This window comes from Dyella kyungheensis, from assembly GCF_049913195.1.
Classification (GTDB): Bacteria; Pseudomonadota; Gammaproteobacteria; order Xanthomonadales; family Rhodanobacteraceae; genus Dyella; species Dyella kyungheensis.
In genome coordinates this window covers 1,379,096-1,391,213 of record NZ_CP183983.1, presented here as the reverse complement: position 1 = coordinate 1,391,213, position 12,118 = coordinate 1,379,096, and the positions used below count along the sequence as shown (strand labels likewise).

Genomic DNA, 12,118 nt, shown 5'->3' with positions numbered 1-12,118 from the left:
CCAGGCAGCGGATAATTTCCCCTTCTGTGCCCCGCATAAGTGACGCATGTTCGTACCCGGTCAACGTTGGATCTCCACCGCCGAGCCTGAGCTTGGCCTTGGCACTGTGCTGCGCGTCGAAGGGCGTGGGGTGCAGGTGCTGTTTGCCAAGGCGGGAGTGCTGCGGCCTTACGCGGTGGACTCGGCGCCGCTGGTGCGCGCGGAATTCCGCCCTGGCCAGCGCGTGGCGGGCAAGGGCCTGGCGTTTCTGGTCGAGCGGGTGGAAGTACGGGAAGACCTGCTGGTCTATCGCGGCGAAGGCCGCGAGCTGGAAGAAGGCCAGCTCGACGACGAACAGAGCGTCAGCCAGGCCGATGACCGCCTGATCGGCGGTCGTACCGACCCGGTTTCCCACTTCGAACTGCGCCTGGAAGGCCTCAAGCGCCGTGCCGAGGCGCGCCGCTCGCCCGCCTGGGGCCTGGGTGCCTCGCGCATCGGGCTGGTGCCGCATCAGTTGCGCGTGGCGGGTATTGCCTCGTCGCGCCGCCCTCCCCGCGTGCTGCTCGCGGATGAAGTGGGCCTGGGCAAGACCATCGAGGCCGGCATGATCATTGCCCGTCAGCTGGCCACCGGCCGCGCCGGGCGCGTGCTGGTGCTGCTGCCCGATACGCTGGTCTACCAGTGGTTCGTGGAGCTGCTGCGCCGCTTCAACCTGAGTTTCTCCATTTACGACGAGGAACGCTGCGAGTCGCTGGAACAGGGCGGCGACACCTCCAATCCGTTCGAGGACGAGCAACTCGTCATCGCCGACTTCACCTTCCTGGAGCAGTCGCCCAAGCGCGCGCAGCAGTTGCTCGACGCCAATTGGGACTTGCTGGTGGTCGATGAAGCCCACCACCTTGCCTGGGCACCCGACGCACCCAGCCCGCGCTACACGCTGGTGGACCAGCTTGCGGCGGCCACGCCGGGCGTGATCCTGCTCACCGCCACGCCGGAACAGCTCGGCCGCAGCGGCCATTTCGCCCGCCTGCGCCTGCTCGATCCGCAGCGTTACCACGATCTGGACGTCTATCTGGCCGAATCGGACCGGTTCCACAGTCTGTCGAAGATTGCCGACCGTCTGCTGGATGGAAAGGCGCTCGACGACGCACAGCTGGCCACGCTGCGCGACGCCTTCGCGGGCGACGACGCGCTGCAGGCTCACCTGGTCGACACGACCAAGCCGGATCACGCACGCGAGATCCTCGCTGCGCTGATCGATCGCCACGGCACCGGTCGCGCGATGTTCCGCAATCGCCGCGCCAACATCGGCGGCTTTCCCAAGCGCGCGCCCGTATGGCACCTGATCGACAAGGACATGCTGAGCGACGAGGCGCGCCAGGCGCTGCTGGGTGAGTTCCACGCCGATATCCAGCAGCCTTCGCCGACCATCGAGATCAACTACGGCAGCGACCCGCGCATCGATGCGTTGGTGGCTTTGCTCGATGCACACCCGCAGGACAAGTTCCTGCTGATCTGCCGCAGCCAGGCCAAGGTGCTCGCGCTGGAAGAAGCACTGCGCACCAAGAGCGGCGTGGGTGTGGCGCGTTTCCACGAAGGCCTGGGCATCGTTCAACGCGATCGCAACGCGGCCTATTTCGCGCAGCCCGATGGGGCGCGCTTGCTGCTGTGTTCGGAAATCGGCTCGGAAGGACGCAACTTCCAGTTCGCCCATCGCCTGGTGTTGTGGGACTTGCCGCTGGATCCGGATCTGCTGGAACAGCGCATCGGCCGCCTCGACCGCATCGGCCAGAAGCACGACATCAGTATCCATGTGCTCGCCGTGGCCGATAGCGCGCAGCATGTGCTCGCCCGTTGGTACGACGAAGGCGTGGACGCGTTCCGCTCCAGCCCGGCCGACGGCCGCGAGCTGCTGCGCCGCTTTGGCGATGCGCTGTCGCGTCTGGCCAGCGAGCACGCGCGCGGCGACGACAATCGCGACCAGGAACTCGACGTGCTGCTCGCGGAAACGCGTGGCGCACACGAGGAAATGGCTGCACTGATCCGCGATGGCCGCGACCACTTGCTGGAACTCGCCGCCAGCCGCGACCTGCATGCCGACGAACTGGCGCAGGCGTTCACCCGCGAGGACAACGATCCGAGCCGCGACGCCTTCATCCAGGGCTTGCTGGAACGCTTCGGCATTCACGCCGAAGAGTTGGGCGGCAAGGTGCTGCTGCTCGACCCGCAGTACCTGTCCACCGACGCCCTGCCCGGCTTCGCCGAAGGCCCGCAGGCCGTCACGTTCGCCCGCGATGTGGCGCTGGCGCGCGAAGAGCTGCCGCTGCTGCGCCTGGATCATCCAATGGTGTTGGGCGCGCTCGACCTCACGCTGTCCAACGAACAGGGCAACGCAGCCTTCCTCGTCGACGACGCCTTGCCGCCGCGCAGCGCATTGCTGCAAAGCGTGTTCCTGATCGAATGCGTGGCCGACCGCAAGCTCGATGCCGAACGCTTCCTGCCGCCGCAACCGATCGTCGTCACCATCGATACGCGACTGACCGAGCGAGCGGATTTCCGTCCCAGCGACGTTGGCCTGCGCAAGGCCGCGGACCGCACCATCGAAGTGGCGCGCTACCGCAAGTTCCTCGCCAAGCTGGTACCGCCGATGCTGGAGAAGGCGGAAGCCATTGCCAGCGAACGCGCCAAGGCGAATGTCGATGAAGCCGTGGCGCTGGCCACCGACACGCTCGATGCCGAGCTGTCGCGCCTGCTGGCCCTGCGCGCCGTCAACCCGGCCATCAACGAAGCGGAAGTGGTAGCCATCACCGACGAGCGCACGGCGCTGCTCAAGGCATTGCCGGGAGCCCGCCTGCGGCTCGACGCGGTGCGCTTCGTGGTGAGTCCGGACTTCCTCGCACTGCGATAAACCGCGCGGCCACGCCCTGGATGAACTAGGGCGTGGCTTGGTCCAAAGCGAAGGCCACGGCTGCCTGGGCATGCAAGGCAGCGGTGTCGAACAACGGCAGCGGCACGTCGTGCTGGCCGAGCAGCAGGCCGATCTCGGTGCAGCCGAGAATCACCCCTTGAGCCCCGGCCATCGTCGCCTCGCTGATGATGGCGCGAAAAGCAGCGCGTGACACGTCGCTGATCACACCCGCGCACAATTCCTCGAAGATGACGCGATGAACCTCGGCACGCTGCGGCTCGGAAGGGAGCAGGCAATGCACGCCAAACTTTTGCTCCAGGCGCGAGCGATAGAAGTCGTCGTTCATGGTGAAGGCGGTGCCCAGCAACAGCACCGAACGCAAACCGCGTTCGGCAATGGCCGCACCCGTGGGATCGGCAATATGGATGAACGGCAACGCCGTCGCCGAGGTGACCGCCTCGGCCACTTTGTGCATGGTGTTGGTGGCCAGCACGATGCATTCGGCGCCACCCGCTTCCAGCCGACGCGCGGACGCTGCCAGCGCCGCGCCTGCCGCAGCCCAGTTGCCCTCGCGCTGCCAGGCCACCACTTCGCTGAAATCGACGCTGTCGAGCAGGAGCCTGGCCGAATGCAACGGGCCGCACCGATCGCGGATGCCGCGGTTGATCCACTGGTAATAGAGCACGCTGGATTCCCAGCTCATGCCGCCGATCAGTCCGATGGTTCGCACGCGAAGACTCCTGGAGGTGCGGCGAAAGCCGCGCCCAAGTCTAGCTTTGCGCTGCAAGCTCCATGCGTCCTTCCACCTGGAAAAGACGGTAGGTGATTGCCAACACGGCAACCCAGCTTGCGCCGATATAGAGCGCCACCCGCGTATCCGGACTTACCCCCAGCATCACCACCACGAAGCCGAGGAAGGCCAGGCAGACGATGCCGCTGAGAGGCCACCAGCGCAGGCGGAAACCCGAGGGCGCTTCGCCTCGTGCGCGCAGCTGGCGACGGAAGCTGTAGTGCGCCAGCAGCACCATCGTCCAGGTCCACACGGTATTGAACGAGAGGATCGACATCATCATGCCGAACACCTTGGCCGGCACCAGGTAATTGAGCAACACGGCCAACAGCAGTACGGCCAGCGTGACCAGGATCGCGCGCACCGGAACGCCCTGCTCGTTCACTTTGCTCAGCGCGGCCGGCGCCTGTCCCTTGCAGGCCAGGCTGTACAACATGCGGCTGCCGCTGAAGGTGGTGCAGTTGAAGCCTGAGAGTGCCGCCGTGATCACCACGAAGTTGATCAACCCGGCCGCCTGCGGAATGCCCAGCTTGGCGAAGGTGGTGACGAACGGACTGCCATGCTCGCCCAGGCCGTTCCACGGATAGATGGCCATGATCACGAACAGCGCGCCCACGTAGAAGATCAGGATGCGCCACAACACCGAATTGACCGCACGCGGAATGGTGCGCTCGGGCTGCGCTGCTTCGCCCGCGGCAATGCCCACGGTTTCCACGCCGCCGAAGGAGAACACCACCACGGGTAATGCCAGCACCATGCCGAGCAGACCGTGCGGAAACCAGCCGCCGTTCGACCACAGGTTCGACAGTCCCGTCGGCTTCCCGCCGTTGCCCCAGCCGACGAAAATGATGGCCAGGCCGCCGGCGATCATCGCCAGCACGGTGAGCACCTTCACCAGGGTGAACCAGAACTCCATCTCGCCGTAGATCTTCACGGTAAGCAGGTTCAGGCCACCGATCATCACCACGCTGCCGAGCACCCAGATCCAGCGCGGCCAATCGGGAAACCACTCGTGCATGTACGCGCCGACGGCGGTGGCTTCGGCCATGCCCACGCCCACCATCAGCAACCAGTAATTCCAGCCGGTGACGAAGCCTGCAAACGGTCCGAGATAACGCTGCGCATACACGCTGAAGGAACCGGCGACCGGATCGCGCACGGTCATCTCGCCCAGCGCGCGCATGATGATGAAGATCATTACGCCGCCGAACAGATAAGCGAACAGCACGGACGGTCCAGCCAGCTTGATCGCATCGGCGGAGCCGAGGAACAGGCCCGCGCCGATAGCCATGCCGAGCGCCATGAAAGTAATGTGGCGCGACGTCAGTCGACGCTGAAGATGCTGGGTCATGGAGACGGCCGAAAGACGAGGACTGCAGCGATCAACGGTAGAGACGACGCTGCGGCTTGATGGGGAGCTTGCCCCGCCAATACTGGATCAGCACGAAGCCCCCGAGCATGCCGCCCAGATGCGCGAAGTGCGCGACGCCCGCCTGCGTGCCGGTGACGCCCATGAAAAGCTCGGCCAGGCCGTAAAGCGTGACGAACACCCATGCCGAAATGGGAATCGGCAGGAAGATAAGCATCATCTTCTCGTGCGGGAACAGCATGCCGAACGCGAGCAGGATGCCGAAGATGGCGCCCGACGCACCCAGCGTCGGATAGAAACCACCGGTAAACCATTGCACTACCATCAACTGGGCGAGCGCAGCGATCAACAGGCAAACGAAGTAGTAGACGATGAAATTGCGCGCGCCGAACACCCGCTCGATCTGGCCGCCAAACATGAAGAGCGCCAGCATGTTCGAGAACAGATGGGTCAGGCTGCCGTGCATGAAGGCATAGCTGACCAGCTGCCAGGGACGAAAACCCACCGACACCAGCCCCTGCGCGCCCTCGGCGACCTGATCCGGGCCCCACGGCCAAAGCGCGAAGTAGGTCAGCAGCGTTTCGCCCATCACCTGTTGCAAGAGGTACACCGCCACGTTGGCGATCAGCAGGTTGCGGGTGACGGGAGGAAGGTCAAACGGCATATCGGGGAAAATCCGCGAGGTGATCTGCCCAAGCGTAACCGTAGCCGCCCAGCACCGCCACGGCCGTCCGGCCTAGAGCCGGTCGAACCGGAAGCCAAGGTGGCGAGCGGCGTCGCTTTGCCTGGGGTAAAAACGATTTCCCAACACGGGGTTCATGCCCAGACAGGCAGCCCTTCCGCTGCAATAACGATCATCGCCATAGAATGTCGCCATGACCACTGCGCCCCGCCATGTCCTGCTTGCCGGTGCCACCGGGCTCACCGGGCAGAAGCTGCTCGCGCTGCTGCTGGCGGACGACAGCGTGGCGCACGTATACGCACCGACGCGCCGTCCATTGCCACCCCATCCCAAGCTGGAGAACCCGGTGGGCATGGTCAGCCACCTGGTCGCGCAGCTGCATGGGCAGGCGGACACCGTGTTCTGCTGCCTGGGCACCACCATTCGGCAGGCCGGGTCGCGCGAAGCGTTTCGCATGGTGGACTACGACCTGCCGCTGTCGCTGGGCAAACATGCGCGCGCCCTGGGCGCCAGCCACTATCTGGTGATCAGCGCACTGGGCGCGGAGCCTTCTTCGCGGCTGTTCTACAACCGCACCAAGGGCGAGCTCGAACTCGCGCTGCAGAAGCAGGAATGGCCACGGCTCACCATCGTGCGGCCTTCGTTGCTGCTCGGTTCTCGCCACAAGCCGCGCATGGGCGAGATCTTCGCCGCACCGTTCTCACGCGTCCTGCCCGGCCGCTGGCGCGGCATCGAGGCCGGCACCGTGGCCACCGCCATGTGGCGTCTGGCCAAGGCCCCAGGAAGCGGTCTCCGCATCGTCCCGTCGGACGAGCTTCAGCAACTCGGCAGTTAACGGCCAGGCCTCATGCGCAGGCATAAAAAAAGGCCGCCCATTGGGCGGCCTTTGACTGACGGTGACGTCGAAATCAGCTGCGGGCCAGCGCACCCGGGCGCTTGGCGCCGGCGAAACGCTGCGCCCAATAGGACTGGTCCAGGCTGTCCACGCGCACGGTCTTGCCGCGCGAGGGCGAATGGATGAACTGGCCGTTGGCGATGTAGATGCCCACGTGCGAGACGCGGCCCTGGCCGCGCTTGCCGGCGGTGCGGAAGAACACCAGGTCGCCCGGCTTCATGTCGCCGCGGTTGACGTTGAGGCCAGCCACGAACTGCGACGCGGAGTTGGTCGGCAACTCGAGGCCGACCGCATGGGCGAACACGTAGCGGACAAAGCCACTGCAATCGAAACCCGTCGACGGATCGTGGCCGCCGCGCACGTAACGGATGTCACGCAGCTGCATGGCCATGCCGATCAGGGTCTTGCGCAGATCGGAGGTGTCGTTGGCGAGGGCGGCAACGGCGCTGACGCCGCTATCGGGCATGCCGTCGCCATCGGCGTCGTCTTCGTCGACCGCGCCGGCCGACTTGTCGGCGGCGGCAGCCTTGGCGGCGAGCTGGGCGGGAGCGGCGGACTGGGCGAGCATGGCGGCCGGCGAGAACAGCGACAGCTGGCCCATCAGATTCGGTGTGACGGTGGCCGAGGACGGCGCGGTGGCCGGAGTGGCGGTAAGCGGTTCAGCGAAAAGCGGAAGGGACGTAAGCAGTGCACCAGCAAGCGCAGCAGCGGCGAAAATTCGCTTCGTTGGCATGTGGGACAAATCCCTTTGCAGTTCGTGAGTTAGACCGTCAGCCAGAGGTGGACGGGCCGTGATGGAGTCGTGAACTTAGCAAAGAGATCTAGATCGTTTGTTCGGACGCGGTTAACTGTACCCCGTCGTTTCGAAATCTGGCACGGCCTATGCTTGGTATCTCCCGAGTGATAAATGACTGATTTCTAAATGAAAGCTGTGTCAAATTGGTTACATATTGATCAATTAGTGAACTAATTATTCAATTCGGTACCGTACGTTTTTGGGATCTGTCTCACACCGAAAATGGCTGTGCCGACACGGATTTCGGTCGCGCCCTCGGCGATGGCGAGCGGGAAATCGCCGCTCATGCCCATGGAAAGTCGTGCCAAATCATGGCCCTGATCCTGTCCGGCATCGCGCAGATGACGCAACTGGCGGAAGCAGGCCCGCACCGCTTCGGCGTCATCCGACTGCACCGCCAGTGTCATCAGGCCGCGCACACGAAGTCGGTCGTAGCCGCGCAGCGCGTGAAGGAAAGACGACAGCTGATCGGCAGGCAGGCCGTGCTTGCTGTCCTCCGGCGAGGTTTTCACCTCGATCAGCACGTCCAGCGAGCGATCCTCGATCTCCAGCCGCCGCTGCAGCGCATCGGCCAGCTCCAGCCGGTCCAGCGACTGCACTTCGCTGGCCAGCCGCGCCACCTCCTTGGCCTTGTTGGTCTGCAGGTGGCCGATGACCACCCACTCGATCGACTCGCCGGCCAGCGCCTCGGACTTGCTGCGGATCTCCTGCACCTTGTTCTCGCCAAAGCGATGCAGGCCCAATGCCATCGCGGCGCGTACCACCTCCGGACCGAACGTCTTGCTCACCGGAAGAATCGACACCTCGCCCGGCTCACGCCCCGCCGCACGGCACGCCGCGTCGACACGCTCGCGCACGGCCGCCCAGTTATGGGCGAGATAGGCGTAATCGTTGGTTGGATCGGACATGGCTGCCCCTGGCTGAGCCCGAACGGACCGATCCGGTCGCTACCGGCATCCAGCACGGGCAGAAAACGCGTCGCCTCGGCCAGCAGCCGAGGCGACGATCACGTTCAGGCCTTGGCGCCCTGCGCGTAGTGATGGGCGACCACATCGGCCACCACCATCGACACCTTCTTGCCGGTGGGGATATGCAGGAATTCGTTCGGGCCATGCGCATTCGAATGCGGGCCGAGCACGCCAGTGATCAGGAACTGTGCTTTCGGGAACTTCTCGCCCAGCATGCCCATGAAGGGAATGCTGCCGCCCTCGCCCATATACGCAGCGGGTGCGCCGAAATAGGTTTCCGAGGCCTTGGCCACGGCTTCTTCCAACCACGACGACAGCTGCGGCGCATTCCAGCCGCTGCCATCCTTCTCGAGCTTGAAGGTGACCTTGGCGCCGTACGGCGGATCCTTTTCCAGCAGCTGCTTGACCAACTGGCCTGCCTTGGCGCCCGACAAGGTCGGCGGCACGCGCAGGCTGAGCTTCACCGAGGTCTTCGGACGCAGCACGTTGCCCGCGCTCTCCAGCGGCGGCATGCCGTCGACGCCGGTCACCGCGAGCTGCGGACGCCAGGTGCGGTTGAGCACCAGTTCGGTCAGGTCTTCGGTGACCGGATGCATGCCGGCCACGAACGGGAACTTGTCGTAGATCGCCGTGCCCAGCACCTCGGCCGACTTCTTGGCCTGGTCGATGCGCTGCTGCGGAATGTCGACGTACAGTTCCTTCGGCTTGATCGTGCCGGTTTCCTGGTCTTCCAGGCGGCTCAGCAGCTCGCGCAGGATGCGGAAGCTGGAGGGCACCACGCCGGAGGCGTCGCCGGAATGCACGCCCTCTTCCAGCACCTGCACGGTCAGCTCGCCGCCGGTCATGCCGCGCAGCGAGGTGGTGAGCCACAGCTGCTCGTAGTTGCCGCAACCCGAATCCAGGCACACCACCAGCGACGGGTTGCCGATGCGTTCGGCCAGATGATCCACGTAGTACGGCAGGTCGTAGCTGCCCGACTCTTCGCAGGCTTCGATCAGCACCACGCAACGCGCGTGCGGCACGCCCTGCTCATGCAGCGCCAGCAGCGCGGCCAGCGAACCGAAGATGGCGTAGCCGTCGTCGGCGCCGCCGCGGCCATACAACTTGTCGCCCTTCAGCACCGGCGTCCACGGACCGAGGCCTTCGGCCCAACCGGTCATTTCCGGCTGCTTGTCCAGATGGCCGTAGAGCACCACGGTGTCGTCGCCCGTGCCCGGCACTTCGATATAGATGAGCGGCGTGCGGCCTTCCAGGCGCACCACCTCGAGCGTGGCGCCCGGCAGCGAGGACAGCTTGCTGCGCGCCCAGGTTTCCATCAGCTTCACCGCGGCATCCATGTAGCCGTGCTCCACCCACTTGGGGTCGAACATGGGCGACTTGTTGGGAATGCGGATGTACTCGATCAGCTGCGGCACGATCTCGTCATCCCACAGTCCGCTGATGAATCGATTGAGGCGGGCGGTATCCATGGACGACTCCTGACAGCGTGGGAAAAGACCGCCATTGTATCAGCCCAGGCTAGGCGCCCTGCCCCGGCGCCAAGGCCCACGCGCCATCAGGCGCATTTCCCCCGCAGCGATTGCCGACAGCCGACAGCCCTGCTGGTGGCGGCTCGGCACAGTCATCGGGCGGCCGGGAGGAGGCCGCATCAACCATGGGGAATCATCATGATCAAGCAGATCGCAACAGCACTGTTGGCGTTTGCGCTGGCGTGGCCGGCCTTCGCAAGCACGCCGGTCAACGTCAACACGGCCGATGCCGCCACCCTGGCCAACTCGTTGGACGGGATCGGACCGGCCAAGGCAGCGGCCATCGTGGCGTACCGGGAAGAGCACGGGCCATTCAAGACCGTCGACGACCTGTCGCACGTGAAAGGCTTCGGCCCAGCCACGATGGAACGCAACCGTAGCGCCATCCTGTTGAGCGGCGGAGACGCCGCGGCAAAACCCGCCGCCAAGGGATCGGCAGCACCGGCCAAGGTGGCAGCACCGGCCAAGCCCGCGCCCAAAGGGGGCAAAGCCGGCGGGCAATAAACAAACCGCGTCAATTACTTGCGTACACAAATGGTGCCGGCCGGGTATGGAAACCCCGGCCGGATGCGCCTACACTCGCCCGCCTGCCATTGGCGTAGGGCTGCCATGATTGTTCCGCGTTACCGCATAGCCGCGTCGAACATCGCCGGTGCGGGTCAGGGGTTGTTCTTGCTGGATGACGTACGCGCCGGACAGATCGTCACGGCGCCGGACGCTATCGACCGCACCTACCGCCACGACGAGCTGGTGAGCTCGCCGGAGCTGTCGGCGCAGCTGTACGCCAGTGCGCGCTGGTTCGAGGACCGTTACACCGTGTCCCCGGACTGGCCGGATGAGTGCTATATCAACCATAGCTTTGAACCCACGGGGCTGTGGCATCTGGGTTTCGTGTTTGCCGCGCAGGACCTCGCGGCTGGAACGGAGATGACGGTGGACTACCGCCATCTGCTGCCCCCGGGAGAGGAAGAAGCCTTCGTTGACGCTGCCACCGGGCAGAAGATCGTAGGCATGCCATGGATCGAAAGCCTTCGGACGAGCACTCACGCTTTGGCGTCCCTGCTCGATGGCACCCGACTTGCTTGCTGAAGATCATGATCGACATACCTGTTATTGAAACCGCGCGACTGCGCCTTACCGCCCTGGCCGAACGTCATTTCGACGACTACGCCGCGATGCTGGCCGACCCGGCCAGCACCCGCTGGATCGGCGACGGCCAGCCGCTGGACCGCACCAACGCCTGGCGCTCGCTGGCCATGCTGATCGGTCACTGGCAACTGCGTGGCTACGGCATGTGGGCGTTGGAACTGAAGGACACCGGCGAATTCATCGGCCGCGCCGGGCTGATGCGCCCCGAAGGCTGGCCGGATCTGGAACTCGGCTGGATGCTCAAGCCCGAGTTCCGCCACCACGGCTATGCCACCGAGGCGGGCGGCGCCATCCTCGACTTCGCCTGGCATGCGCTGGGCGCACCGCGCGTGATCAGCCTGGTGAAGATCGGCAACGAGGCCTCCGACCGCGTCGCCGAACGCCTGGGCGGCGAGCACATCGAAGACATGGATTTCTTCGGCGCCCACAACCACGTCTTCGCCTACTACCCACCCTGCACCGAGAAGCGTCGCGCCTGGGCATGAGCCAGCTCAGCCGCCTGCCCATCGACAGCCTGCACGGCTCACCCTGGGCCGAGGGACCGGTTTACATCACCACCGTCGCCAGCGGTCCGGATGAGGAAAACTGGCAGTGGCAGATGACGCTCGTGGACGTGGACCAGGAAGCCGTTTTTCCATCACATACTGACCTGCGCCGGCACTTCGTGCCGCTGGACGCCCCGGTGGAGCTCGCCTTCGCCGATGGCCACACGCAACATCTGGCTCGCCTCCAGGTCGCGCAGTTCGACCTGAGCCACGATCCGCAGACCTGCCTGCCCAGCGCTCCCACGCGCACGTTCAACCTCAAGTTGCGCGGCGACGTGCAGGGCGAGCTGATCGTGCGTCCGCTCAACGGTGCCATGGTGCTGCTGGCGCCGTCGGGCTGGCGCTGGTTCCTGCTGTTGTTGTCAGGCCGCGCGAAAGTCATCGCCGACCATCGTTCGCAACCGCTGGAAGCAAACGACATGCTGTGGATCGACCCGATCCCCAGCCATCCGGTCCGCATCGAAGGCGGCGGCGAACTGGTGCTGGTTCGCCTTCCCACCGCCTGACC

General features: G+C 65.2%; 12 protein-coding genes. 6 read left to right on the top strand and 6 right to left on the bottom strand.

Annotated features, from left to right (window positions below; translation table 11 throughout):
- Nucleotides 1-46: 46 nt before the first annotated feature.
- Nucleotides 47-2,887: an RNA polymerase-associated protein RapA gene (gene rapA, locus ACN9MB_RS05985; protein ID WP_426271102.1), complete on the top strand. Its 2,841-nt coding sequence runs from the start codon at nt 47-49 to the stop codon at nt 2,885-2,887.
- A 25-nt stretch (nt 2,888-2,912) separates the two neighbouring features.
- On the opposite strand, the gene ACN9MB_RS05980 is transcribed toward rapA, so the two are convergent.
- The 3 genes from ACN9MB_RS05980 to ACN9MB_RS05970 are packed head-to-tail and all read right to left on the bottom strand — an operon-like array spanning nt 2,913 to nt 5,710.
- Entirely contained in the window at nt 2,913-3,617 is a 705-nt protein-coding gene (locus tag ACN9MB_RS05980) for an aspartate/glutamate racemase family protein (protein WP_426271101.1), read from the bottom strand.
- 40 nt (nt 3,618-3,657) lie between these two features.
- Complete coding sequence (locus tag ACN9MB_RS05975; protein ID WP_426271100.1) at nt 3,658-5,028, bottom strand: amino acid permease; 1,371 nt, start codon at nt 5,026-5,028, stop codon at nt 3,658-3,660.
- 31 nt (nt 5,029-5,059) lie between these two features.
- A complete protein-coding gene (locus tag ACN9MB_RS05970; RefSeq protein WP_426271099.1) occupies nt 5,060-5,710 on the bottom strand; it encodes a rhomboid family intramembrane serine protease in 651 nt (216 codons plus the stop codon).
- 211 nt (nt 5,711-5,921) lie between these two features.
- On the opposite strand from ACN9MB_RS05970, the gene ACN9MB_RS05965 reads away from it, so the two are divergent.
- On the top strand, nt 5,922-6,563 hold the full coding sequence (locus ACN9MB_RS05965) for an NAD(P)H-binding protein (RefSeq protein ID WP_204635149.1): 642 nt from the start codon (nt 5,922-5,924) through the stop codon (nt 6,561-6,563).
- Between the two features lie 73 nt (nt 6,564-6,636).
- Here the strand turns inward: ACN9MB_RS05965 and ACN9MB_RS05960 are convergent, their stop codons facing one another.
- The 3 genes from ACN9MB_RS05960 to ACN9MB_RS05950 form a co-directional block, all read right to left on the bottom strand.
- Entirely contained in the window at nt 6,637-7,356 is a 720-nt protein-coding gene (locus ACN9MB_RS05960; RefSeq protein ID WP_204635148.1) for a C40 family peptidase, read from the bottom strand.
- A gap of 233 nt (nt 7,357-7,589) precedes the next feature.
- The gene (locus tag ACN9MB_RS05955) at nt 7,590-8,327 is read right to left on the bottom strand and encodes a YggS family pyridoxal phosphate-dependent enzyme (RefSeq protein WP_426271098.1); all 738 of its coding nucleotides are present in this window, start codon (nt 8,325-8,327) and stop codon (nt 7,590-7,592) included.
- 104 nt (nt 8,328-8,431) lie between these two features.
- Nucleotides 8,432-9,856 carry a M20 family metallopeptidase gene (locus ACN9MB_RS05950; protein WP_204635146.1) on the bottom strand — a complete coding sequence of 475 codons (1,425 nt, stop codon included), beginning with the start codon at nt 9,854-9,856 and terminating at the stop codon, nt 8,432-8,434.
- 198 nt (nt 9,857-10,054) lie between these two features.
- Here ACN9MB_RS05950 and ACN9MB_RS05945 point away from each other — a divergent pair, with 198 nt between their 5' ends.
- The 4 genes from ACN9MB_RS05945 (at nt 10,055) to ACN9MB_RS05930 (ending at nt 12,116) form a co-directional block, all read left to right on the top strand.
- Nucleotides 10,055-10,420 carry a ComEA family DNA-binding protein gene (locus tag ACN9MB_RS05945; protein ID WP_204635145.1) on the top strand — a complete coding sequence of 122 codons (366 nt, stop codon included), beginning with the start codon at nt 10,055-10,057 and terminating at the stop codon, nt 10,418-10,420.
- A gap of 105 nt (nt 10,421-10,525) precedes the next feature.
- Nucleotides 10,526-11,005, top strand: a complete 480-nt coding sequence (locus ACN9MB_RS05940; RefSeq protein WP_204635144.1) for an SET domain-containing protein-lysine N-methyltransferase — start codon at nt 10,526-10,528, stop codon at nt 11,003-11,005.
- Nucleotides 11,006-11,010: 5 nt separating this feature from the next.
- Complete coding sequence (locus ACN9MB_RS05935; protein ID WP_204635143.1) at nt 11,011-11,550, top strand: GNAT family N-acetyltransferase; 540 nt, start codon at nt 11,011-11,013, stop codon at nt 11,548-11,550.
- Nucleotides 11,547-12,116, top strand: a complete 570-nt coding sequence (locus tag ACN9MB_RS05930) for a HutD family protein (RefSeq protein ID WP_204635142.1) — start codon at nt 11,547-11,549, stop codon at nt 12,114-12,116. Before ACN9MB_RS05935 ends, ACN9MB_RS05930 begins: the two co-directional genes overlap by 4 nt.
- Nucleotides 12,117-12,118: the final 2 nt, after the last annotated feature.